The sequence below is a fragment of the Mucilaginibacter oryzae genome, from assembly GCF_003148845.1.
GTDB classification, from domain to species: domain Bacteria; phylum Bacteroidota; class Bacteroidia; order Sphingobacteriales; family Sphingobacteriaceae; genus Mucilaginibacter; species Mucilaginibacter oryzae.
Genome location: NZ_QGHA01000002.1, coordinates 776,431 through 801,838 on the forward strand (window position 1 = coordinate 776,431; position 25,408 = coordinate 801,838).

16 protein-coding genes are annotated in these 25,408 nt (G+C 44.1%); 14 read left to right on the forward strand and 2 right to left on the reverse strand.

The features are described from left to right. Positions 1–10: 10 nt before the first annotated feature. The 3 genes from LX99_RS08650 (at position 11) to LX99_RS08660 (ending at position 8,254) form a co-directional block, all read left to right on the forward strand. A complete protein-coding gene (locus tag LX99_RS08650; RefSeq protein WP_109607615.1) occupies positions 11–1,552 on the forward strand; it encodes a RagB/SusD family nutrient uptake outer membrane protein in 1,542 nt (513 codons plus the stop codon). A 71-nt stretch (positions 1,553–1,623) separates the two neighbouring features. After that, complete coding sequence (locus tag LX99_RS08655) at positions 1,624–4,926, forward strand: VCBS repeat-containing protein (RefSeq protein WP_170122657.1); 3,303 nt, start codon at positions 1,624–1,626, stop codon at positions 4,924–4,926. Further along, complete coding sequence (locus tag LX99_RS08660) at positions 4,913–8,254, forward strand: FG-GAP repeat domain-containing protein (protein WP_170122658.1); 3,342 nt, start codon at positions 4,913–4,915, stop codon at positions 8,252–8,254. Before LX99_RS08655 ends, LX99_RS08660 begins: the two co-directional genes overlap by 14 nt. Positions 8,255–8,332: 78 nt before the next feature. On the opposite strand, the gene LX99_RS08665 is transcribed toward LX99_RS08660, so the two are convergent. Beyond that, complete coding sequence (locus tag LX99_RS08665) at positions 8,333–9,262, reverse strand: hypothetical protein (RefSeq protein WP_109607486.1); 930 nt, start codon at positions 9,260–9,262, stop codon at positions 8,333–8,335. A gap of 916 nt (positions 9,263–10,178) precedes the next feature. On the opposite strand from LX99_RS08665, the gene LX99_RS08675 reads away from it, so the two are divergent. From LX99_RS08675 to LX99_RS08690, 4 genes are all read left to right on the forward strand, one after another. Further along, a complete protein-coding gene (locus LX99_RS08675; protein ID WP_109607488.1) occupies positions 10,179–11,507 on the forward strand; it encodes a vanadium-dependent haloperoxidase in 1,329 nt (442 codons plus the stop codon). 32 nt (positions 11,508–11,539) lie between these two features. Further along, positions 11,540–13,579, forward strand: a complete 2,040-nt coding sequence (locus LX99_RS08680) for a glycosyl hydrolase family 95 catalytic domain-containing protein (RefSeq protein ID WP_109607489.1) — start codon at positions 11,540–11,542, stop codon at positions 13,577–13,579. Positions 13,580–13,823: 244 nt separating this feature from the next. Continuing rightward, a complete protein-coding gene (locus tag LX99_RS08685; protein ID WP_146203082.1) occupies positions 13,824–14,261 on the forward strand; it encodes a transposase in 438 nt (145 codons plus the stop codon). 90 nt (positions 14,262–14,351) lie between these two features. Continuing rightward, positions 14,352–15,410 carry a P63C domain-containing protein gene (locus tag LX99_RS08690; protein WP_109607491.1) on the forward strand — a complete coding sequence of 353 codons (1,059 nt, stop codon included), beginning with the start codon at positions 14,352–14,354 and terminating at the stop codon, positions 15,408–15,410. 200 nt (positions 15,411–15,610) lie between these two features. Here LX99_RS08690 and LX99_RS08695 read toward each other — a convergent pair whose 3' ends face one another. Next, entirely contained in the window at positions 15,611–17,395 is a 1,785-nt protein-coding gene (locus LX99_RS08695; protein ID WP_109607492.1) for a glycoside hydrolase family 15 protein, read from the reverse strand. A 147-nt stretch (positions 17,396–17,542) separates the two neighbouring features. Between LX99_RS08695 and LX99_RS08700 the strand changes: the two genes are divergently transcribed. From LX99_RS08700 to LX99_RS08730, 7 genes are all read left to right on the forward strand, one after another. Continuing rightward, positions 17,543–18,178, forward strand: a complete 636-nt coding sequence (locus LX99_RS08700; RefSeq protein ID WP_109607493.1) for a peroxiredoxin — start codon at positions 17,543–17,545, stop codon at positions 18,176–18,178. A gap of 139 nt (positions 18,179–18,317) precedes the next feature. Beyond that, complete coding sequence (locus tag LX99_RS08705; protein WP_109607494.1) at positions 18,318–18,515, forward strand: cold-shock protein; 198 nt, start codon at positions 18,318–18,320, stop codon at positions 18,513–18,515. 120 nt (positions 18,516–18,635) lie between these two features. Continuing rightward, on the forward strand, positions 18,636–19,868 hold the full coding sequence (locus tag LX99_RS08710; RefSeq protein WP_109607495.1) for an MFS transporter: 1,233 nt from the start codon (positions 18,636–18,638) through the stop codon (positions 19,866–19,868). Positions 19,869–20,137: 269 nt separating this feature from the next. After that, complete coding sequence (gene hemF / locus LX99_RS08715; RefSeq protein WP_109607496.1) at positions 20,138–21,052, forward strand: oxygen-dependent coproporphyrinogen oxidase; 915 nt, start codon at positions 20,138–20,140, stop codon at positions 21,050–21,052. A 76-nt stretch (positions 21,053–21,128) separates the two neighbouring features. Further along, positions 21,129–21,527, forward strand: coding sequence for a hypothetical protein (locus LX99_RS08720; protein WP_146203083.1), 399 nt, complete (start codon positions 21,129–21,131; stop codon positions 21,525–21,527). 160 nt (positions 21,528–21,687) lie between these two features. Next, positions 21,688–24,285 carry a DNA gyrase subunit A gene (gene gyrA, locus LX99_RS08725; RefSeq protein ID WP_109607498.1) on the forward strand — a complete coding sequence of 866 codons (2,598 nt, stop codon included), beginning with the start codon at positions 21,688–21,690 and terminating at the stop codon, positions 24,283–24,285. Positions 24,286–24,288: 3 nt separating this feature from the next. Continuing rightward, positions 24,289–25,407, forward strand: a complete 1,119-nt coding sequence (locus LX99_RS08730) for a tetratricopeptide repeat protein (protein ID WP_109607499.1) — start codon at positions 24,289–24,291, stop codon at positions 25,405–25,407. The last annotated feature ends 1 nt before the right edge of the window (position 25,408 follow it).

Here is a 25,408-nt window from a genome sequence, read left to right on the forward strand (position 1 = left end):
CAACATGAAAATGAAAAAAATTACATCACAGGCAGCTATCGGTTGCTTTGCTTTGATGGTCGCAAGCGGTTGCGCAAAACTGAATGAGAAAACATACGGGTCAAAATATATAGATGATAACCCTACCGGGTCTGCCGCTCAGCTTAACGGTGTCTACTCTCAGCTTTACGGACAAACTGACCAGGCAAATACATATGCCTTACAAGAGCACCCAACAGACGAAATGATGGGACCGACCCGTGGTACAGACTGGGGAGATTTTGGTACCTGGCGTAAGTTGCATACCCATACCTGGACACCGATACATAACCAGGTTAATGATACCTGGGACCAGTTGAATATAGGTGTGTTTCGAGCAACGCAGGTTGTAAATAAAGCTACTGATAATAATATCAAAGCACAGGCCAGTTTCCTGAGGGCTTACTTTATGTTCCAGATAGTTGATTTGTACGGACAACAGCCATTTCGCGATCCTGATGCCCCAACATCATCTATACCAACAGTTATGAAACGCCCGGAGGCCACAGATTTCATGATCAAAGACCTGGAGTTTGCTGAAGCTAACCTGGCTACAACCACTGCCAATATAGGTATAGCTAATAAAGCTGCTGCGCAGGCCTTATTGGCAAAAATTTATTTGAATAAAGCTGTTTATAAAGCCACTACAGTAGGCGGCCCGTTTACTTTTGATAAGGCCGATATGGATAAGGTTATTGAATATGCCGATAAGGTAACTGCGGCAGGATATACCTTAGAGCCAGCCGGTAAATACTTCCAGGATTTTGCCTGGGATAACTCAGAAAAATCGCACGGAAATATTTTTGGTTTTTATAACACCGAAACCAATGCGCCGGCTTCTGCTAAAAACCGCTGGAGGATGGGCTTGCACTACAACCAGACTCCTGATGGATGGAACGGTTTTACTACGCTTGCCGATTTTTACAATTCGTTTGAAGCTACCGACGAACGCCGTGGCGTAGATTATCCGGGCCTTACCGACAGGGTTGGTTTAAGGGCAGGCTTTGCCGTTGGACAGCAATATGGTCCCGGCCATAAAGCCTTAACACAGCGTAGCGGTAAACCCCTGGTTTTTACGCCGGATGTAAATCTTAACTTCTCTACCGAGGCGCAGGGTATCAGGGTATTTAAGTACTTCCCTCAGCCTAAAGCCGATAATACCGTTAACGACGACAACTCGTCAAACGACTATGTGCTTTTACGTTATGCCGACGTGGTGCTTGAAAAAGCAGAAGCCATATTACGTGGAGGTACACCTACAGGAGGTCAGACCGCGTTGCAGCTTGTTAACCAGATCCGGGTTCCCCGTGGTGCCTCGGCTTTAACTTCAGTAGACTTGACTGTGATGCTTGCTGAGCGTGGCCGTGAACTTTACTGGGAAGGCTGGAGAAGGAACGACCTGATCCGCTTTGAGAAATTTAATGACCCGGTTGATCAGCGTCCTAACAAAACAGACAAAAGCAAAACTGTTTATCCGATACCACAACGCGCTATCGACACCAACCCTAACTTGAAACAAAACGCAGGTTATTAATAATTGAGATTTATTTGATTGAAAGCAACGTAGCGGAAAAACTCCGCTACGTTTGTTTTATCTTCATGTATATGCTTCCAAAAATACCCCGGTTACTTTTTTTTGCCGCGATGGTTATCCTGTGCTCATGCAAGGGGGGCAACAAGCAAACCTTGTTTACCTTGCAGGATAATGAAGCGATTGGTATCAATTTCATCAATCAGTTAAACGATCAGGACCGCACCAATGTGTTTACCTACCGCAATTACTACAACGGCGGTGGCGTAGCCATCGGCGATGTGAATAATGACGGGCTTAATGATGTTTACCTCACCTCCAACATGGGGGGTAACCAGTTATATATTAACAAGGGGAACTGGAAATTTGAGAACGTGACGGATAGGGCGGGGGTAAAGGGCACCAAATACTGGAGCACCGGCGCTACCATGGTTGATATTAACGGCGATGGCTGGCTGGATATTTATGTTTGCCATAGCGGTAACGCCCACGGTAAAGAAAAAGGGAACGAACTTTTCATCAATCAACACGATGGCACGTTTAAAGAAGAAGCCGAAAAATATGGGCTGGTAGATAATGGTTTATCAACCCAGGCCATATTTTTTGATTATGATAACGATGGCGACCTCGATTGTTTTGTATTGAATAACTCGTTCAGGCCTATCGAATCGTTCGATTTCAGTAAAAACCTCCGGGCGGTGGTTGATGAACTGGGCGGTGCACGCCTATATCGCAACGATGGGGGCCATTTCACCAATGTAACCAAACAGGCCGGCATTTATTCAAGCGATATCGGTTTCGGTTTGGGCGTATCAGTTGCCGATATCAACCAGGACGGGTACCCGGATATTTATGTTTCCAATGATTTTTTTGAGCGCGATTACCTCTACATCAATCAAAAAAACGGAACTTTTAAAGAAGAGATCCAGAATGTTGCAGGTCACCTGAGCCTGGCCTCGATGGGATCGGATATTGCTGATATCAATAACGACGGGCGTTATGATATTTTTACCACCGAGATGCTGCCAGAGGGCGATAAACGCCTCAAAAAAATGACCTCGTTCGAATCGTACGACGTGATCAAGGCCAAACAGCGCGATGGTTATTACAATCAATACATGCAAAACTGTTTACAGATCGGCAATGCAGATGGTACCTTCTCCGAAACCGCGTTTTACTCGGGCGTAGCAGCTACCGACTGGAGCTGGGGTGCCCTGATGTTTGATATGGATAACGACGGATGGAAAGACATTTTTGTATCAAACGGTATTTATAAAGACCTTACCGATCAGGACTATATTGAGTTTTTAGGTAACCGCGATAACATGGCCAAAATAGCCGAGGGCAGGAAGAAGTTTGATTATAAAGACTTTACCGACAAAATGGCTTCAACGCCATTATCCAACTACGCCTATCTGAATAATCACAACCTTACCTTCACCAACAAATCGGCAGATTTTGGTTTGGACAAGCCTGCATTCAGTAACGGATCGGCCTATGCCGATCTGGATAACGACGGGGATAACGACCTGATTGTTAACAACGAGAATTCGCCGGTTTACGTGTATAAAAACAACGCCGATAAAAGCGGTAATCATTATATCAGGATCAAACTAAAAGGCAGTGGATTAAATACTTCGGGCATAGGCGCTACTGTGAAAGTATTTATGAAAGGCACATCGGTATTGTATTACAACCAGCCTACGCGTGGTTTTGAAAGCTGCACCGCGCCCAATTTGCTAACCATAGGAATAGGTAAAAATACCATTGCCGACTCGGTACAGTTAATTTGGCCGGGGGGCAACTACCAGTTGATAAAAAATGTAAAGGCCGATAGCGCATATACCTTTCAACAAACTAACGCGCACTTAAAATATAATTGGGATAAGCCCACTGCTAAAACCCTGTTTGCCGATGTTACCAAAGCCATATTTGATAGCATCCCGAAGCACAGGGAAGATGATTTTATCGATTTTGATAATGAGCGCCTGATGCTGCAGATGCTCTCTACCGAAAATCCATACATGGCAGCCGCCGATGTTAACGGTGATGGCCTGACTGATTTTTACTTCGGCAGTTCTAAAAACAGCTTCGCCGCTATTTATATTCAACAAAAGGACGGCAGGTTTAAACAAACTATCCCTGCCGATTTTGCCAAACAGGAGTACATCGAAAACGCCGGAGCTGTTTTTGGTGATTTTGACGGCGATGGCGACCAGGATTTAATTATCGGCGTTGGTGGCAACGCCGACGAGGCGGAAACACCGGTTTACACCCCCCGCTTTTTTGTAAATGATGGTAGAGGGAATTTCACGCGCGACGCGGGCCGCACCTTGCCTGCGGCCGTTAATGCTTCGGTAATTGTAGCTGCCGATTATGATGGCGACGGTAAGCCCGATCTGTTTATCGGCGGCAGGAGCGTACCGGGGCTCTATGGCTGTTACCCAAAATCGTATGTTTTTCATAATGATGGCAACGGCCATTTTACCGATGTATCAAAGCAGGTTTTGGGAGCCGATACAAAACTTGGGATGGTAACAGCCGCAAAATGGGTGGATATCGACAAAAATGGTTCGCCCGATTTAATAGTTGCCGGTAACTGGATGGGCATCCGGATCTTTAAAAACAACAAAGGCAAATTTACTGAGGATAAGCAGCTTAATAATTATAAAGGCTGGTGGAGCAGTTTAGAAGTAGCCGATGTTGACGGCGATGGTAACCTGGATATTATTGGCGGCAATATAGGTCTCAACTCCAAATTCAAGGCTTCGTTTACGCAGCCGATGGAAATTCATATCAAGGATTTTGACAATAACGGCACCAAAGAGTGTGTTACATCCATGTATAAAAGCGATGGTGTAAACTACGTTTTCCATATGAAGCCCGATTTGGTAGGGCAGATGCCCATATTGAAAAAGCGTTTTCTGAGATATGTGGACTATGCCGGGAAACCTTTTAACGAAGTGTTTACCAACGATATGCTGGATGGCGCCGAAACCCACCAGATGAATTTCCTGGCTTCGGCAGTATTTTTTAATAAGGGCGGCAAATTTACCTGCAAACCCTTACCTGCCGATGCGCAGCTATCCATGGTGAATACCATTTTGTGCGATGATATAGGCAACACCGGGTCGACAGAAATAATACTGGGAGGTAACTTTTACGGCTTTAAACCCGAGGTTGGGCGTTTAGACGCCAACCGTGGTTTGGTTTACCGGTACGCCAAAAACGGGTTCGTGTATTCGCCTGCCGCAGTAACGGGCCTGGACCTGAACGGGCAGGTACGATCATCTTTAACAATAAAAAACAGCAAGGGTAGCAAATATTACCTTTTTGGTATTAATGACCAACCGCTTAAAGCTTATGAACTACGTTAATATCAATTCAATGCTGAATGTTAAAAAACGCTTGCTGCTTTGTATTGGTGTGTGGCTTGCAATGGCCTGTTGGTTTTCGTGCAAACAGAAAGCGGTGGAGACTAAAATATTTAAACTGTTGCCTGCTGCCGAAACCGGGGTTGGCTTTGTCAATAAAAACATTGTAACCGACTCGGTTAATATTTTAGACTACCTGTATTTTTATAACGGAGCAGGCGTGGCCTCAGCCGACTTTAATAACGATGGCCTGCCCGATCTGTATTTTGTATCTAACCAGGGCGATAACAAACTTTACCTCAATAAAGGAGGGATGAAGTTTGAGGATATTACCGTAAAGGCTGGTGTAGCGGGTACCGGTAACTGGAAAACAGGGGTAACCGTTGTGGATATCAATGGCGACGGCTTAAAGGATATTTACCTGAGTGTGGTATCGGGCTACAAAACTTTTAAAGGTAAAAACCAGCTTTTTATCAATAACGGAGATCTTACCTTTACCGAAAGTGCAGCGAAATACGGCCTTGATTTTGCGGGCCTTTCAACCCAGGCTTCATTTTTTGATTATGATAAAGATGGCGACCTGGATATGTTCCTGCTAACATCATCGGTGCATAGCAATGATACCTACGGCGATTCGACCCAGAGGTTTAAATACAGCCATGATGCAGGCGACCACCTTTTCAGAAACGATAACGGTCATTTTAACGATGTTACCGCCGGCTCGGGCATTTACTCGGCCCCGATAGGTTACGGCCTCGGCCTTAGCATTGGCGATTTAAACAATGATGGCTGGGACGATATTTACGTAAGCAATGATTTTTTTGAGCAGGATTATTACTATATCAACCAGCACAACGGCACGTTTAAGGAGCAGTTGAAAAGCGCCTTCGGGCATACCAGCCTCTTTTCGATGGGGAACGCCATCAGCGATATCAATAAGGATGGCTACCTTGATGTGCTTACCACCGATATGCTACCCGAAGAAATGAAGGTGCTTAAATCCACCATTAACGATGAACCGCTGGATATTTACAACCAGGAAGTTAACGCCGGGTACTACTATCAATATTCAAAAAACTGCCTACAATTAAATGTGGGCAACGGCCAAAAGTTTGTAGACATGAGCTTGTACAGCGGCGTATCCGCAACCGACTGGACCTGGAGCCCCCTGGTGCAGGACTTTGATATGGACGGAACCAAAGACCTGTTTTTTAGCAACGGCATTAAGCGCCGCCTTAATGATATGGACTACCTGAAATACCTCGGCGATCCTTCGGTGATGCAGGCTTACAAAGAAAGCCGGGTGTTTGATAAAGATAAGATCAATAAAATGCCCGAAGGCGGCGTTCACAATTATTTTTATCACGGCGGGGACAAGCTGAAGTTTACAGATGTTTCATCGGTTAATGATATGCAGCGGGCCTCCATATCTGCCGGCTCGGTAGCTGTGGATCTTGATAACGACGGCGATCTGGATATCGTAACCAATAATATGGACGAACCGGCTTACATCTACCAAAATACCACTGCCGAAAACCAAAAGGGTGCAAGGCCACTGTTTTTGAAATACAATGTGAAGTACAAGGGGGGAAACCGCGACGGTATTGGCACTAAATTATTCCTGAAATCGGGCGGACATATAGATCACCAGGAAATTCAAACCAGCAGCGCTTATGAAAGTAACCTGAATAACGAATTGCTATTTACTTTCGCGCCCGGCGATAAGCCCGAGCAGCTTTTAGTGGTTTGGCCGGATAACAGTTACCAGGTGATCAATGATTTTATGCCCGGCGAAAAGATCGCCATCAGTTACAACAGGCAATCGGTTGATACCGGCAAGCAGATTTCGCAGGTAATTGCCGGTTTCATCAGCAATAGTAAACAGTTCGGCACGCAGCCTGTCCGGTCAAAAGTTTTAACCGAAGTAAAAACTTTTGATACGCCCGATTTTAACTACTACGCTTTATTGCCGCATACCTATTTGCCGCACACCTCAGCCATAGCCGTAGCCGACGCGAACGGCGACGGCCTTGATGATATTTATGTGGGCGGCACCGCAGGTGAAGAAAAATATCTGCTTGTTGCCGATAAATCCGGGGATTTTAAGAAGGTTACCGTACCGGCTTTTGATCATGATAAAGAGCTCGGCGATGAGCAGGCAATCTGGACTGATGTTAACGCCGATGGTAAGCCCGATTTGATCGTGATCACTGCCAATCACCCTTTTTTAGAACCTGGAAAACTGGTACAGCCTCGCCTCTACATCAACAAAGGTGATTTACAGTTTGAATACCAACCTTTGCCTAAGCTCAACTACCAGGCTTCAAAAATCACCCCGTTTGATTTTAATGGAGACGGTTTAAAAGATCTTTTATTTACCAGCGCCGTATCCTTCAGAGATTATACCGCTACGGTACCCTCGACAATATTGATTAACAAGGGCAACGGCAGGTTTGAAATAAGTACGGATAAAAACTACGACGAAATCCGCAATTTATCGCACATAACCGATATATCGGTTACAGATGCCAATAACGACGGTAAGCCGGATTTACTGATTACTGCCGAATGGCAGCCTGTTTATTTATTTTTAAACGACGGAAAAAAATTAAACCGGTTTGCTTCGCCGGTATTGGATAAGGAAAAGGGCTGGTGGCAATCGGCTTTAATTACCGATGTTGACGGCGATGGCAAGGCGGATTTAATTGCCGGAAACTGGGGGCAAAACAACAAATACAATGTAACCGCCGATGCCCCGCTTTATGCCTACAATAATGACCTGGATAACGATGGCAAAAATGATTTGATTTTATCATATTGCTACAAAGGGCTTTACTATCCTTTCCGCCCCAAAAACGACCTGGAGCAGGAACTGCCCTATATCAAAAAAGAATGGCTCAGCTATCAAAAAATGGCCGATAAAACCACCGACGAGGTTTTTAAAGATAAACTGGATGATAGCAAAAAGCTCTCTGCAAACCAGTTTAACAGCATTTTTGTAAGCGATGTGTTGCATGCATCGTCGTCAACGGCGTTGCCTTATTTATATCAGCAAGCCCCGGTTAAATCGATATTGAAAAGCAGCACTGGCGAAATCCTGCTGAATGGAAATTTCTGGGGTGTTGTGCCGTACGAAGGTAAATACGATGCGCTTGGTTTGGTTTCGCTTGGTTATGACCAGCAACAAAAACAACTTAAAGCGCCAAAGTATTTTGTCAATGCCGCGCTTAACGGACAGGAGCTTACGTATTTTGCTGAACTTAAAGGCAGCAAACCAAATAGTTATATAGCGGTAACTTACGACGGTAGGGTGATTTTGATAAACCGCTGAAAAACAGTAAACTTTCCGGGTTCATCTACAGCAAAAACTACATGACTTTACGTTCTTTTCGCGGTGGAAAGTTTGCCTTTAAAAGATAGGGTAATAAATTTTAGTAACCCATTTTGATGTGTCCCTTTCGGTCAGCCTGTCGGTAATGAGTAACTGGAAAGGCATGGCCGGCGAAATCAGTCTATGATCTTTCATATACATTTTCATCTGTGCCAGGGCGTTATCAATTGTTTTTTGCCCGCCGCGCACATCGGCCACCAATAAATTCCCACCTTTAGGGATATGGTTAATGGTTGTCTTCCCCGCCGGGGCAATTGGCTTATTGATAGGCAGCGCAACGTTTAACGTGTATGCATCTTGATCTGTTTGGGTAACATTAAGCATCGGGAAATTGGTTGGGGTTGCGCCCTGTTGCTTTGCCTGGTATTTTAAGCTATCAATAATGCGGTAAATTGATTCGATAGATGGCGCGGCAACGTAACTGCCCGATGTTGCAAGCAAAACGGTATCTTTTGCATGGTTCAGGTATATTTTATAGCCGTAGGTATTGCGTTCATCCGTTAAAAAATGGTTCATGCTGTCTAATATTTCCACGATTTGTTCGCTTACCGCTCTGTTGGTAGTGGCATTGTTTACAATCGAAAGCAAGCCTGTTTTTCCTTTCCCCCGGCCGGTCCAGCTAACATTAACCGAACCCTCTTCACCGGCAAGGTAACTGATGTCGCTGTCATATGTTAGTCCGTTATTTTTTATTTGAAGGTATACATCGCCATTGGTTATTTTGGTGATATAAAAGTCTGAGCCTTTAAACCGGTAATGATTATCGTTCACTTTCTGTCCCGGCCACCATTTATCCCATCCGTTTTTGTTGATCAGGAATTTCGAGGCGATCGCATCCGAAGCGTCGATAGCAACTCCCTGGTTAATATTAAGTTTTGCGGACATGAACATCAATTTCACCGCGGATAGTATAATAACAGCTAAAACAATCAGAACAATCTTCTTCATTTGGTTTATAAGAGCACGGGTAACAAGGGTGATAAATTTAAATAATATTTAGCGCATTCAAGGATAAAAACAGCAGCGAATTGCTTTTAACTGTTACAAAACCATCGATCTGTATAGCTAACAATATTATTCCGCGCCATGATTTGTGTAATTTGTTTAATTGTGTACCACGTGACAAGCATTCGTGTTAAAAATTTCTACACGAATTTTATCGAATTAGCGAATTACACTAATATTATTCTGTGCCATGATTTGTGTAATTTGTTGAATTGTGTACGACGTGACAAGCATTCGTGTTAAAAATTTCTACACGAATTTTATCGAATTATCGAATTACACGAATATTATTCTGTGCCATGATTTGTGTAATTTGTTGAATTGTGTACGACGTGCCAAGCATTCGTGTTAAAAATTTCTACTGACTTCACGAATTATCGAATTACACGAATGCTGTAATAACAGGAAAATGACCATTCGTGTAATTCGTTTAATTGGGCCCAGGGAAATCACTTTAAAAGAAGTTGTCATCGCCTGTGCTAAAAGGCCTCACCCCGACCTTTTCCCAAGGAGAGGGAGCGCCTTGTTTCTTAAAGTCCTCTCCTTTGTAGAGAATTTAGGTGAGGCTATAATTAGGATGTTGTTTAAAAGAGATTTCCCTTGATTGTGTCCGACTTAAAAGATAATCCGTGTGAAAATTTCTCCATACAATTTTTTATAAGTAGCATACTATCTTAAAAGCAATTCTCCCAAAAACAGCAGCGAAAAATAAAACAAAAAGTTTGTTTTATTTACCTAAAAACGGTGCCGGTTATGCGGCAGCCTGCTAAAAAAACCTTATATTGGCTGTTGATCAATGTAAGCGAATGGTGGCTATCTCCCGGTACCCCTTCCTGATTTTTAACCTATTTTATAACTGATGAAACCCTTTGTATTTTACCTTTTGGGCATATTGTTTTTATTTACATCCTGTAAAAAAACTGATTATAAAAAAGTAATACATGATCCTGAACTATATCGTGCCACAGTAAAAAAACTGAACGATATTGTGCTGGAAAATAACTTCCCCCCGGTTACGGCCTCGCGTAATTATGTATATGCCAACATAGCCGCCTACGAGGTAATAGCCTCCGGCGATCCGGCGCATTACCGTTCCTTATCCGGGCAGATCAGGCACCTGCCCGCAGTGCCTGCGGCATCAAAAGATACAGCGGTTGATTACCAGTTTGCCGCTTTACTGGCCTTTTGTACGGTTGGTAACGCGGTTACCTTTCCTGAAGGCAGTATGGACGTATATGTTGATAGCCTGAAACAAAAGGCTAAAGACGCGGGCATGCCCTCTGATTTGTTTGAAGGTTCGGTAAATTACGCCGCTAAAGTTGCCAAATTTATACTGAAATGGAGCAAGGGCGATAATTACGCGCAAACCCGTTCGGCCAGTAAATATGTGGTAAAACAGCAGGATGGGCGCTGGATCCCCACGCCGCCTATGTACGCCCAGGCGCTCGAAGCGCACTGGGGCGAAATCAGGCCGATGGTGCTTGACTCCACGGCCCAGTTTATACCGCCCGATCCGCCGGTTTTCAATATTAAAGATCATAACAGTCCTTTTTATAAACAGGCGGTTGAGGTGATGCAGATTGTAGACAGCCTTACCAAAGAGCAAAAGCACCAGGCCGATTTTTGGGATGATAATGCCTTCAAACTTAATGTAGTGGGGCATGCCTCGTTCGCCACCAAAAAGTTTTCGCCGGGAGGGCACTGGATGAATATCACCGCCATGGCCACCCGCGCCAAAAAAATGGACTTTGGCACCACGGTAAGCGTTTATGCCGAAACATCGATAGCCCTGTTTGATGGTTTTATCAATTGCTGGTACCTCAAGTACCGGTCTAACTACGTACGCCCTGAAACCATTATTACCAAGTATATCAATGCCGACTGGCGGCCATATATTCAAACCCCGCCTTTCCCGGAATACAGCAGCGGGCATGCGGTAATTTCGTCGGCCGCGGCCGAAGTGCTAACCAGCAGGATCGGTGATCATTTCGCCTATACCGATTCGTCGGAGATGGAGTTTGGCATCGAGCCCTTATCCTTCAAGTCTTTCCGCGAAGCTGCAAGATCGGCATCCATGTCGCGGGTGCTGGGTGGGATACACTTTAAAAACGCCTGTTTAATCGGAACAAAACAAGGAGCAGAGATTGGGCAGCTGGTTGTTAAAAAACTGCAATTGAAGGTTAAGTAATATTTTAGTTTTAGCAATTTAAGTTACTGATAATGAGTTTGAAATTAAAATATAGTTTATACCTAGCTTTACTATTGCCGTCAATAAGCAGGGCGCAAAATATCGATACCTGGAAGATAAAGGCGGATAAGATTGATCCGGCCAATTACTACGGCATAACCGTAGCCAACGGCATGATCGGCATCGTATCGGCCCCCGAACCTTTTAAGGTTAAAAACGTGGTGCTGGCCGGCGCTTATGATCTTTACGGCAGGGGCAGGGTGAGCAACTTTCTGAACAGTTTCAACCTGCTCAATATGTACCTCGAGATTGATGGCAGGCGCATTGACGCCAAAAATATAAGCAACCTTAAACAGGAACTGGATATGCAGCATGCCGCCTTTACCACCAGTTTTGATTATGGTGATAAGGCTGCTATCAAATACACGTACTACTCATTAAGGCAGCTGCCATTTACGGTGCTGATGGATGTTTCCATAACTGCCAAACAGGCTATCAATATCACATCGGCCAGCGTGATGGAAGCGCCCGACGCCCTAAAAGATGTGCAGAATTATTATAATGAGATTGACAGGCCGCATGTTACCATCAGCCTGCTCACCTCAACAGCTAAAAGCCCAACCGGCAAAATGCAACTCTGCGCGTCAACGTCGTTTTTGTTTAACGAACCGCACGGGCAGGAGCCCCGCATTATACATGAGATGTGGGATAACAACATGCACCTCATGAAGTTTAGCAAGGCGATAAGCGCCGGGCAAACTTACAGTTACGCGGTAACGGGCTCGTCCATAACTTCGGCTCACCATGCCGATCCGCTCAATGAAGCCGAGCGCCTTACCATTTTTGCCAAACTGGAGGGCCGCGACAGGTTGATCAGATTCCATAACCAGGCCTGGGATGATTTATGGACGAGCGATATCCGGATTGAGGGCGACGACCAGTCGCAGCAGGATATCCATAGCATGCTTTACCATTTATATTCCTTTTCGCGCGCGGGTACGGCTTATTCGCCATCGCCGATGGGCCTATCCGGCCTGGGCTACAATGGCCATGTTTTTTGGGATTGCGATGTGTGGATGTACCCGGCCATGCTGGTTTTACATCCCGAAATAGCGAAATCGATGATCGAATACCGTTTTGAGCGTTTGGAGGCGGCCCGCAAAAACGCGTTTTCGCACGGTTATAAAGGGGCCATGTTCCCCTGGGAGAGCGCCGACAGCGGGGTAGAGGAAACCCCTGTTTGGGCGCTGAGCGGCCCCTTTGAACACCATATCACCGCTTGTGTGGCACTTGCCGCCTGGAATTATTATTGCGTTACCCAGGATAAACAATGGCTGCGCGAAAAAGGCTGGCCTATCCTTTCGGCCACTGCCGATTTCTGGGCCAGTCGCGTTGAACGCAACGGGCCGGGGCACTATGATATCAAAAATGTGGTAGCAGCCGATGAGTGGGCCGAAAATATTGACAACAATGCGTTTACCAATGCCGCAGCCAAAGCCAACCTGCTAAACGCAGCAGCCGCGGCGAAAATATTAGGCGAAAAGGCCGATGCCGATTGGGCTAACGTTGCTCAGAATATCCCGATACTAAAACTGGATAACGGCGTTACCCGCGAACATGCTTCCTACAACGGCGAGGGCATTAAACAAGCCGATGTAAACCTGCTGGCTTACCCGCTTAAAACCATAACAAACCCGGTACAGATAAAAAAAGACCTGGAATATTATGAAACGCGTGTGCCTAATGAGGGCACCCCGGCCATGACCCAGGCGGTGTTCGCCTTACTTTATGCGCGTTTGGGTAACGGCGAAAAGGCTTATCACTTTTTTAAAGACGCCTATGAGCCAAACCTGAACCCGCCGTTTAGGGTAATTGCCGAAACCAAAGGCGGCACCAATCCTTATTTTGCCACAGGAGCAGGCGGTATTATTCAGAGTTTATTGATGGGTTTTGGCGGTTTGGATATTACCCCGGCGGGTATTGTGCAGGTTAAAAGTAAATTGCCGGGTAATTGGAAATCATTAAAAATAACCGGCGTGGGCATGAATAAGGAAACGTACACCATTAAGTGAGTTTTTTACCATCCGGATTTGATTGATATTTGTTTTCATACACATTATTTATAGATGCTTGGTAAACCTAAATATCCGAAAACAACAAGGTAACGCTGACTAAATATAGGTTACTTAACAGTTTAACTAAGGGAGACGACAATTCAGAAAATTACGACAATATATAATTTTACACAAATAAAAATTGCAAATTGTGTAAATAACTACTATATTTATATTGTAATCCAATTGCAATATGATAAACATGGAGTTTAAATCAGTTAGGGAGTTAATAAAAGCTTTCCCCGATGAGCAAACTTGCATTAACCATTTAGAGCAATTACGTTGGAATGGTAATGTTGTTAGCCCATTTGACGCAACTTCTAAGGTTTACAAATGTACCGGGAATAAATACAAATGTCGTAACACTGGCAAATATTTCAACGTTCGTACCTTAACCCTTTTCGATAATACTAAGATTCAATTAAGGACTTGGTTTTTAGCCATATTTTTAGCAACCGCTCATAAAAAAAGCATTTCATCTATCCAATTAGGCAGAGAACTAAATGTAACCCAAAAAACTGCTTGGTTTATGTTGAAGAGGATTCGTAATTGCTTTGGTATTGATTCTGTTGAAACAGATATTGATAACGATGGCAAGTTAAGTGGTTCAGATGTAATATTTGAGGAGGATGAAACATAAGAAGAGGGAAGGTTAAGAACATATTAAAAAGCGCAATAAAGTTATATCTGGAAAAGGAGCGGGCAGACACAATAATAACCAATTAACAAAATGAGTAAGATTTTAAAAGCCGCTTACGGCTCTGACAAGACCCCTTTAAAGTTAGGGGCAGTTGAAATACCATGTTATGTGTTAGAAGACGGCACAAGGGTTTTATCCGGCAGAGCTATGCAAAAGGCCCTTGGATATGAAGGTAGTAGTGGAGATTGGCTTAAAAATTTTATTGCCAATAAAAACATCAATAATAATATTCCTCCTGAAATTTTAGCCGGCATTTTAAAGCCAATAAAATTTAAAAGAGTTGACGCAGGAGGCTCACAGCCAACTACTTATGGATATGACGCTACGGCTCTTATAGACTTGTGTGACGCACTGATAACCCTAAATAAAGCCGGCATTTTAAGAGATAATCAAAAGATTTTTGCGGAGCAGGCAGAGGTCATAATTAGATCGGTAGCAAAGGTAGGTATAATTGCCTTAATTGACGAGGCTACCGGCTATCAGCATAATCGTGAAAAGGATGAACTTCAAAAGATTTTAAGTGCTTATATAGCTGCTGAATTACTGCCGTGGCAAAAACGTTTTCCCGACGAATTTTATCAGGAAATATTTAGGTTAAACGGATGGGATTATACTGTAAACGGCATACAGAATAGACCAGGAGTAATAGGGACATGGACAAAAAAGCTAATCTATAATTTATTGCCTAAGGGCGTTTTGGAAGAATTAGAGAGAAAAACGCCTATAAGCCAAGCTGGAAACAGAACTGCGAGATTTCATCAAAGCCTCACACTTGATATTGGAGAACCACACCTCGAAAAGCAACTTATATCTGTTATAACGTTAATGAATATTTCATCAAATTGGGATGAATTTTTGAGGTTATTCGGTAAAAAGTTTCAAAAGGATTTAATGCAATTATCGGTGCAGCCCAAATTCAAAAAGTCAACTCCAAAAGTATCTGCAAAACAATATCTGATGTTTGAACCTGGCCAAACTGATTTATTTGGAAAACCTATAGGGCAAATACCAGAAGAAGAAAAGCCTCTATCAGATTTCAACACAAATCTGAAAACAGCGCTTAGTTTTAATCCGAAAAAAGAAGAATAAATAATAAGCCCACTAAAAGCAGTGCTTTAATGATAACCAATTGCTGTAAACTAATATATACTTATCAAATTATCTGTAAATATCCGTTAGTGTTTATAACGGGTTGCTTAACATAAGCTTGCGTTTAAAAAACCACGCAACCCTATGTTAAATCCCCCTGCAAAAGAATCAGCAAATTAATACCCAACCCAAATCATGCCCTACAAAAATATCGGCCTGTCCAGCTTCATGGCTATGCGGTAAGCGGCGTTCATCAGGCCTACATGGCTGTAAGCCTGCGGAAAATTACCCCACTGGCTGCCGTCGTTTTCATCAACATCCTCGCTGAAAAGCTGCAGGTGATTTGAGTATTGCAGCAGGTTACCAAATTCGCGCTGGGCATCATCCAAACGGCCAACGGCTGCCAAAGCTTCTACATACCAGAATGCGCAAATCAGAAAAGTGGTTTTAGGTTTGCCAAAATCATCAGCATATAAATACCTGTAAAATAAACCATTGGGTGTTCTTAGCTCTTTCTCTAATGCAGCTAAATGGTCACGTGCTTTTTCTGAAGCCGGATCAAGGTAATTCATCATGATCAGTTGCAGGGTACTGGCATCCAGGTTACTGCTCCCTGCCGAATTGGTATAAACCTTCCTCACCGGGTCGTAGCAGCTTTCTATATGTGCCGCCGCGCGTTCTTTTAACGAAACGGCTTTATCAATCAGTTGCTGGTTTTGAATGGTACGCGCCATTTTCTCGGCAGCCGATGCGCCGGCCCACTGAAACAGGTTGCTGTAACAGTGAATATTGGCCATGTTCCGGAACTCCCAGATGCCGGCGTCTTTCTCATCGATGGTGTGCTCTATCTTATCCAGTAAAAACTGGATCCAGTGCACCGAATCCTTTCTTTCAGAAAACACAAAGCGGTGATCGGTATACAATGGCAGGAGGGAGATGAGCACCTGGCCGTAAATATCATTTTGAATATGTTCTGAAGCCTGGTTACCTATACGTACCGGTTGGTTGCCCATATAGCCGTTCAGGTCGGTCAGGATAGTTTCTACCAGGTCTTTTTTACCGGTGATGCCGTAAAGGGGCTGGTAACGCTCCATTTCAGAGATGGTAATATCGGTAACATAGCTGAAATATTTTTCCATCTCCTCAAAATGGCCGATGTGGTTAAGCGCCGTGATCACATAATAGGTATCGCGCAGCCAGCAATAACGGTAATCCCAGTTACGGCCGCTTCCCGGCGACTCGGGTAAACTGGTAGTACTTGCGGCTATGATGGCGCCGGTATCTTCGTACTGGTGTATTTTAAGGGCCAGGGCCGACCGGATTACGAAGGGCTGAAAATAGGTAGCGATGGATGAATGCTTGATCCAGGTGCGCCAGTACTGAACCGTTTCGGAGTAAAAACGCTCGGCAGTGCTGTTCAGCGGCGCTTCAAGCGGTTCGCCATAGGTCATTACCAGGTATTTGGTTTCGTTAAGCACAAAAGCCTGCTCATCAAAAATATAACTGATCGGGATATTGGTGGTAAGGCGGATATTCTCTTCGCCGCCCTGGTACTGGATATGGTTGCTGCCGCGGTTAACGGTTAATTTTACCGCGCCGTATTCAGATACCGGCTCGCATTTAACGATCACTCTTGGCGAGCCCTCTATGGCTTCTATCTTACGGATCAGCATTAAAGGTTTGTAATACCGCTGGTGCTGGTAAAAGCGCGGCGCAAAGTCTGTGATCCGGTACTTGCCGCCGCTTTTGGGGGTTATTTCGGTAATCAGTACATTGGTGTTTTCCAGGTAATGCTGTTCTGATTCATACTCGCCTTCGGGGCGGATAGAAAACTCGCCTCCCTTATCATGGTCAAGCAAGCCGCCGAAGATAAATGTGCTGTCGAAACGGGGCCAGCAAAGCCAATCAACATTGGTATTTTTATTAATATGGGCTAAAAAGGCGCAATTGCCAATAATGCCGGTATTATAGGTGTGTTTGCTCATTGGTAGCGGTTGTGGTTATTTTCCAAACTCAACAACACAACCTTTGTAATGTTGGCGTAAATAATAGGATTATTTAAAGTTTGTTTGCATTTGTGTAATAATGTATAGTAACTTAGTAGTATTAATTTAATATAAAAATCTATCATTATGAGTTTAAGATTAGGCGATAAGGCGCCAAACTTCCAGGCAAAAACATCAGCAGGCGACATTGACTTTTACGAATATCTGGGCGATAGCTGGGGCGTATTATTTTCGCACCCGGGCGATTATACACCGGTTTGCACCACCGAACTGGGCAAAACCGCGGCTTTAAAAAATGAGTTTGAAAAGCGTAATGTTAAGGTACTGGCGCTGAGTGTCGACTCGGTAGAATCGCACCATGGCTGGATCAACGACATTAACGAAACCCAGGGAGTTGAAGTTAACTTCCCGATCATTGCCGATGAAGACCGCAAAATTTCTGAAGCTTATGATATGATCCACCCTAATGCTTCGGTTAACGCTACCGTGCGTTCGCTGTTTATTATCGGGCCGGATAAAGCCGTTAAGCTGATCATCACTTACCCGGCATCAACAGGCCGTAACTTCCAGGAGATTTTACGTGTGATTGATTCGCTGCAATTAACCGCCAACTACAGTGTGGCTACACCGGCCGACTGGAAGGAAGGAGAGGACGTTGTAGTGGTGCCTGCCATTAAAACTGAAGACATCCCTGCCAAATTTCCGAAAGGTTATACAGCGGTTAAACCCTATTTACGCATAACCCCTCAACCAAATAAATAATTTTATTTGGTTTATTTAATAATTTTATATATTTGGTAAAGACTGAATAGCTAATTCTCCTGAACAATATAAACCTATTTTATTTTCAGTTTGGTTTTAGTCGACTTTAATTGAATTTTTTATTACGATTATTATAATTATGAAAACTGGAAAAGTAAAATGGTTTAACACACAAAAAGGCTATGGCTTTATAATTACCGAAGAAGGTAAAGACCTTTTTGTTCACTTTAAAGATGTACAAGGCGGTGTAAATGCCATAAAAGATAACGACAGCGTTACGTACGAAGTGGAAGAGGGAAGAAAAGGGTTGCAGGCCGTTAACGTAAAAAAAGTATAAAATTATTGATAAACTTTACTAATTGAGCCCCTGCACGGTCAGGGGTTTTTTTGTGCCTGATTTTTTGCTTTTATTTTTATAAATCAACTACTTTAGCCAACCAATTTTTACACTTTATATATGATTGACAGCGTTGCTTCCAAAAATACACGGAACGCATTTTTTTTAGTGCTTGTAGCTTCACTTGGCTATTTTGTTGATATCTATGATCTTTTGGTTTTTTCGATTGTCCGGATTCCGAGCCTTAAAGCTATAGGTTTAAATGACCAGGATGTGACTGACAAAGGCCTGTTTATCATCAACGTACAAATGGCAGGCTTGCTCATAGGCGGTATTGTTTGGGGCATAATTGGCGATAAACTTGGCCGCATTAAAGTGCTTTTCGGTTCGATATTGCTTTACTCGTTAGCCAATTTTGCCAACGGATTAGTGCATGATGTAAATACTTACGCTTTGGTGCGCTTTATTGCTGGCCTCGGCCTGGCGGGCGAATTGGGCGCGGGTATAACCCTGGTGAGCGAAACTTTAAGTAAGGAGAACCGTGGTTACGGCACCATGATGGTAGCTGTTATTGGTTTATTTGGGGCCACCGCGGCTTATGCGGTAGCTAAATTTGGCTGGCGTAACGCTTATTTTGTGGGCGGCGGGCTGGGTATACTGTTGTTGTTATTAAGGGTAGGTACCTTTGAATCGGGCATGTTTAAAAACGTGGAAAACAGCAAGGTATCTAAAGGCAACATGCTGATGCTCTTTACCAATTGGGAAAGGTTGAAAAAGTATGTTTTTTGTATTTTGATAGGTGCGCCGTTATGGTACGTTGTTGGAGTGCTCATCAGTTTTTCAGATAAATTTGGCGCGGCCTTGGGTGCAAAAACGCTGATCAAACCCGGCGACGGCATTTTTTACAGTTACATAGGTATCGCGATAGGCGATATCGTAGCCGGCCTGCTTGCCCAGTTCACCAGGTCGCGGAAACTCACTATGGCTGTATTTTTAATCCTGTCGTTGGTAAGTGTATATTTTTACCTGAGCGATACCGGTATTACTCCCGAAAGGTTTGCGGTACTAAGCTTTTTTATGGGGTGTACCGTTGGTTACTGGGCAACTTTTGTTACCATCGCCTCCGAGCAGTTTGGTACTAATATCCGCTCTACCGTTACCACTACAGTTCCAAACTTTGTACGCGGATCACTTATACCGATAACCCTGGCATTTAACGCTTTTAAAGACAAATACGGATATATCCATGCCGGTTATATTATGATGGTGATACTTACCATTGTGTCTCTGTTTGCTTTAAGCCAATTAAAAGAAACCTTCGGTAAGGATTTGGATTACCTGGAGATAAGCTAAACCGGCAACTGGTCAAATGTGTAAAAAGCAGGTGTTCATTTTTTAAAAACAGGGTGTTCATGGTTTTATAATAAAAAATATTTATGTGTTGATTACCAATAACTTAACATTTTACCTGATGTAAACCGAACACATAAGTCGCTGATTATCAATAATGATATTTTTGCGAGGTGTTCACACTTTAAAAAAATGAACACCTTCATTTTTTATAACACAGGCCTGTATAGCACCTCCCCGGCAGTCCTCAAAATTCATTACTTTTACGCCCTATGATCAGCAAAGAACAAATAGCCGAAGATTATAAACTGATACAGGATGAGATCTGCGCCGCCCTTGAACAGTTAGACGGTGTAGCCAGATTTGAACAGGAATTGTGGGAGCGCGAAGGCGGGGGCGGGGGCCGTACCCGGGTTATCCAAAACGGCAGTATCATCGAAAAAGGCGGCGTTAACTTTTCGGCGGTTCATGGCCATCTGCCCGATACCATGAAAAAAGCCCTTCAGGTTGAGCAGGACGATTTTTTTGCCACCGGCGTATCCATCGTGATCCATCCCAACCATCCGATGGTGCCCATCATCCACATGAATATCCGCTATTTTGAAATGCCATCAACCATGGGCGGCGAGAGCAAACCGGTGCGCTGGTTCGGCGGCGGTATCGACCTCACCCCACATTATGTTTTTGAGGAGGATGCCCGCTTTTTCCACGGCGGACTTAAAGCCGTATGCGATCAATATTATGCCGATTTTTACCCACGTTTTAAAAAATGGGCTGACGACTACTTCTTCATCAAACACCGCCAGGAAACCCGCGGCATAGGCGGTATATTTTACGACAGGCTTACCGCCAACGACGAACTGAGCTGGGAACAGATCTTTGAGTTTTCAAAATCAGTAGGCCGCTCATTTGCGCCGTTATACACCGAACTGGTAAACCGTAACCGTGACAAGGAATTTACCGCGCAGCATCAGCTTTTCCAATACCAGCGCCGCAGCCGCTACGCCGAGTTTAACCTGGTATATGATGCCGGTACCAAATTTGGCCTGGAAACCAATGGCAGGATCGAATCCATACTCATGAGCCTGCCGCCAACCGCCAAATGGTTGTACGATTACCACCCGCAGCCCGGCAGTGACGAAGAAAAAACATTATCTTTATTAAAAAAAGGGATTAACTGGGCTTAGGTTGGAGCTAAAAGCGAAAGGCTTAAAGCTGGAAGCCTATATAAAATATGAGGGCTTGGGGTTAAAATCATTACCTATGAGGAAATCTGTTCTATCTATAATCTTTACGTTATTTTTATGTGCCTTCCGGCCCGATGGTAGTCCGCTAAAAGGCACCTGGGAATACCGCGGCGGCATGATCAACGGCAAGCTTGACGGTGCTCCAAAAGACTATAGGCTTCAAAGAGTTTATGATGATGAGCACTATAAAGCCAGGGTGATAGAAGATGGGGAGAAAACGCAGATCTATGAAAAAGGCGATTACCGCCTCAGTGCCGATACCTGCTTTGAAACGCAAACCTATTGCATGCAGGAATCAAAGCTGCTTAATAAAACCATCAAATACAACTATATCCTTACTAACGATACCCTGAAATTGCTGTCGGTGTTACCAAACGGGAACAAGGTTGAGGACTATTGGGTTAAGCTGAAATAAACCGGCTTAGTGTAACGGAATTTTGATACGTAAACCTGTAAATCCACCGTTTATTATTACGAAAAGTGGCGTGGTTTCAACTATTTTTTTAACTTCGCAGGTCGTTGAAAAATCAATTTTAAAACGCAATTATAAGAGAAGGTTCTACAAATAATTAAAAATGGCTGAAGGAACAGAAAACGATAATTCACACGCAGAAGACAGGATAATTTCGATAAATATTGATGAAGAAATGCGATCGGCTTACATTGATTATTCAATGTCGGTTATCGTTTCGAGGGCGCTGCCCGATGTCCGCGACGGACTGAAACCAGTGCACAGGCGTGTATTATATGGTATGCTCGACCTTGGTTTAACCAACGGCAAACCCTACAAAAAATCAGCCCGTATAGTAGGTGAGGTGATGGGTAAATACCACCCGCACGGCGATAAATCAGTTTATGACACCATGGTACGTATGGCCCAGGAATGGAGCTTACGTTACCTGCTGGTTGAAGGCCAGGGTAATTACGGCTCTGTTGACGGCGATGAGCCCGCGGCCATGCGTTATACTGAGGCCCGCCTGCAAAAGCTTGCCGAAGAGATGCTGGCCGATATCAACAAAGATACCATCGATTACCAGTTAAACTTCGACGACTCGTTACAGGAACCCACTGTACTGCCGTCAAAATTCCCTAACCTGCTGGTTAACGGTGCTTCGGGCATAGCGGTAGGTATGGCCACCAACATGGCTCCGCATAACCTTTCGGAAGTTATTGATGCCACCGTAGCGTTGATAGATAACCGCCAGATTGAGGTTGCCGAGTTAATGAAATATGTAAAAGGCCCCGATTTCCCTACAGGCGGTATCATTTACGGTTATGACGGCCCACGCGAGGCGCTGGAAACCGGTCGTGGCCGCGTAGTGATCCGTGCCCGTGCTGAAATTGAAACTTATGGCGGCGAACGTGAGCGCATTGTGGTAACCGAAATACCTTACCAGGTAAACAAGGCCCTGATGATTGAGCGTACCGCCGAACTGGTTAACGAGAAAAAACTGGAAGGCATTTCAGCCATCCGCGATGAATCGAGCAGGGAAGGTATACGTGTTGTTTACGAAATAAAACGTGATGCCAACGCAGCTATCGTGCTGAATAACTTATTCAAATATACGGCTTTACAAACTTCATTTAGCGTAAACAATATCGCGCTGGTAAATGGCCGCCCGATGTTGCTTAACCTAAAGGACCTTATTCATCACTTTGTGGAGCACCGTCATGAGGTGGTTATACGCCGCACCAAATTTGAGCTTAACGAGGCCGAAAAACGTGCGCATATCCTTGAAGGTTTGTTGATCGCCTTAGATCACCTGGACGAAGTGATCCGCCTGATCCGCGCTTCACAAACCCCGGATGAAGCAAGGGAAGGATTGATGAGCAGCTTCGGCCTGACAGATATCCAGGCCCGCGCTATCCTTGATATGACCCTGCGCAGGTTAACAGGACTTGAGCGTGATAAAATCAAAGACGAATACGCCGCTTTAATGAAACTCATCGAGCATTTGAAAAACATCCTGAGCGACGAAGGCATGAGGATGCAGATTATCAAAGATGAGCTGACCGAGATCAAAGAAAAATATGGCGATGAGCGCCGCACCGAAATGGTTCATTCATCTGCCGAAATGCAGACTGAAGACTTTATTGAGGACGAGAACGTAGTAATCACCATTTCGCGCGAAGGTTATATCAAACGTACCCCGCTTACCGAATACCGCAGGCAGGGCAGAGGTGGTAAAGGCGCGATAGGCAGCAATAGCCGTGATGCAGACTTTATCGAGCACCTGCTCATCGCTTCGAACCACAACTACATGTTGTTCTTCACTGAGTCGGGTCAATGTTTCTGGCTGAGGGTATTTGAAATTCCGGAAGGCACACGTACCTCCAAGGGCCGCGCCATCCAGAATATCATTAATATCCCTAAAGAAGAAAAGATCAAGGCCTATATTAAACTGATCTCCCTGAAAGATCAGAATTACCTTGAAAATAATTTCATCATCATGTGTACCAAAAAAGGTACCATCAAGAAAACCTCGCTCGAAGCCTATTCGCGTCCGCGTTCAAACGGTATTAATGCCATTAACATTAATGAGGGCGACTCGCTGCTGGAAGCAAGCTTAACCAGCGGTAACAGCGAGATTGTGATGGCTTTGAAATCGGGCCGTGCAATCCGCTTTAACGAATCAACAGTAAGGCCGATGGGCCGTACAGCTACCGGCGTTCGTGGTATTACACTTGATGATGAGACGGACGAAGTAGTAGGCATGATCAGTATTGACGATGCTGAAACTACCGTACTGGTGGTATCTGAAAAAGGCTACGGTAAGCGTACCGATATTGAAGATTACCGCGTTACCAACCGTGGCGGTAAAGGTGTAAAAACTTTAAATATTACCGAAAAAACCGGAAACCTTGTAGCCATAAAAGGTGTTACAGATAAGGAAGACCTGATGATCATCAACAAATCAGGTATTATCATCCGGATTGCAGTTAGCGAGTTGAGGGTAATGGGCCGCGCTACACAGGGCGTAAGACTTATCACACTTAAAAACGATGACGAAATTGCTTCAGTAGCCAAAATTGAGCACGACGAAGAGCAGGAAGAAGTAGGCGAGGGGGATGTTGCTGCTGCTGAAGGCACTGATGCTACCGGAGAAACGACCGGCGACAGCAATACGGCCGATGATAACGCAGAAACATCATCCGACGATACAACTGAATAAATTATGCATTACCGCAGAATCTTTTTAACGGTTTTAATATCATTTATTACTACAACTTTCGCGTTTGCCCAAAAGGAGGCGCTGAAAGTTGTAGTGAACAACCTGGCCTTTTATAAACAAAAAGGCGATCTGAAATACCTGGCGGCGGCAAAGAAATCTGCTGATAGTTTGATCATTAAAAAATCAGACACCACCGATATCGAAAAAAACCTTTACAGGGCAATTGTAAATTCAAGCATTTTATATATCGATTCGCTGAACAAGCTGGGCATGCCGGCCGATTTACTTACGCAAACCTCGCAACTGGTTGATAAACTATCTGCCAAGAGTAAAGCTTTCAGGTATCAGCCGGAACTTGATTATTCCAAACGCTGCCTGGCCAATGTTTATATCCGTAAAGGTTTTGAATTTGTAAATAACTCCGATTTCAACAACGCCAAAACCTCGTTTGAAAATGCAAAAAAGTATGCTCCGGGCATGAACCAGATCAATACCTATATAGCTTTTGCAAACAATAAAGCCGGAAATTTACAGGACGCCGCTAAATATTATACCAGTTTATTAAAAACAGACAGCGCAAAAACCGAGTATATCGAAACCGCTTCCAATATCTATAAAGCCTTGGGTGATACCGCCAAAGCCCTGCAAATACTACAAAAAGGCAGGAAATTGTTACCTAACGACAGGTTTTTATTGCTGGATGAGGCGAATATCTACAACAACAAAAAAGATTATAAAGCGTTAGAGCCGCTGTTGCCTTCGCTGCTTGACATCAACCCCAATAACGCGGATATAGCATTTGTTGCCGCTAATTGCTATGATCATTTAAATAAATTTGAATTGGCCGAATCATTATATTTACGTGCGATTGAACTGGGCGGCACCGATTTCGATCCGGCTTTTAATCTTGGCCTGTTATATTTAAAACAAAGCGCTGGCAAAAAGGAGGGAAGCGACATCCAGGATTTAGGCAGGGCGATACAATGGCTTGAAAAAGCTAATGAAATATCACCGAACAACGTTAAAAGTCTGCAGGTATTACGAACGGCCTATCAACGGTCTGACAACCAGGACATGTTAGAAAGAGTAAACAATAAACTAAAACAGTTAACCAATCAATAAC

Coding starts and splice junctions, on each gene's coding strand:
- LX99_RS08665 (WP_109607486.1), bottom strand. CDS start 9,262: ATGAAGAAGATTGTTCTGATTGTTTTAGCTGTTATTATACTATCCGCG.
- LX99_RS08650 (WP_109607615.1), top strand. CDS start 11: ATGAAAAAAATTACATCACAGGCAGCTATCGGTTGCTTTGCTTTGATG.
- LX99_RS08690 (WP_109607491.1), top strand. CDS start 14,352: ATGAGTAAGATTTTAAAAGCCGCTTACGGCTCTGACAAGACCCCTTTA.
- hemF (WP_109607496.1), top strand. CDS start 20,138: ATGATCAGCAAAGAACAAATAGCCGAAGATTATAAACTGATACAGGAT.
- LX99_RS08660 (WP_170122658.1), top strand. CDS start 4,913: ATGAACTACGTTAATATCAATTCAATGCTGAATGTTAAAAAACGCTTG.
- LX99_RS08720 (WP_146203083.1), top strand. CDS start 21,129: ATGAGGAAATCTGTTCTATCTATAATCTTTACGTTATTTTTATGTGCC.
- LX99_RS08685 (WP_146203082.1), top strand. CDS start 13,824: ATGGAGTTTAAATCAGTTAGGGAGTTAATAAAAGCTTTCCCCGATGAG.
- LX99_RS08655 (WP_170122657.1), top strand. CDS start 1,624: ATGCTTCCAAAAATACCCCGGTTACTTTTTTTTGCCGCGATGGTTATC.
- LX99_RS08700 (WP_109607493.1), top strand. CDS start 17,543: ATGAGTTTAAGATTAGGCGATAAGGCGCCAAACTTCCAGGCAAAAACA.
- LX99_RS08730 (WP_109607499.1), top strand. CDS start 24,289: ATGCATTACCGCAGAATCTTTTTAACGGTTTTAATATCATTTATTACT.
- LX99_RS08710 (WP_109607495.1), top strand. CDS start 18,636: ATGATTGACAGCGTTGCTTCCAAAAATACACGGAACGCATTTTTTTTA.
- LX99_RS08705 (WP_109607494.1), top strand. CDS start 18,318: ATGAAAACTGGAAAAGTAAAATGGTTTAACACACAAAAAGGCTATGGC.
- LX99_RS08675 (WP_109607488.1), top strand. CDS start 10,179: ATGAAACCCTTTGTATTTTACCTTTTGGGCATATTGTTTTTATTTACA.
- LX99_RS08695 (WP_109607492.1), bottom strand. CDS start 17,395: ATGAGCAAACACACCTATAATACCGGCATTATTGGCAATTGCGCCTTT.
- LX99_RS08680 (WP_109607489.1), top strand. CDS start 11,540: ATGAGTTTGAAATTAAAATATAGTTTATACCTAGCTTTACTATTGCCG.
- gyrA (WP_109607498.1), top strand. CDS start 21,688: ATGGCTGAAGGAACAGAAAACGATAATTCACACGCAGAAGACAGGATA.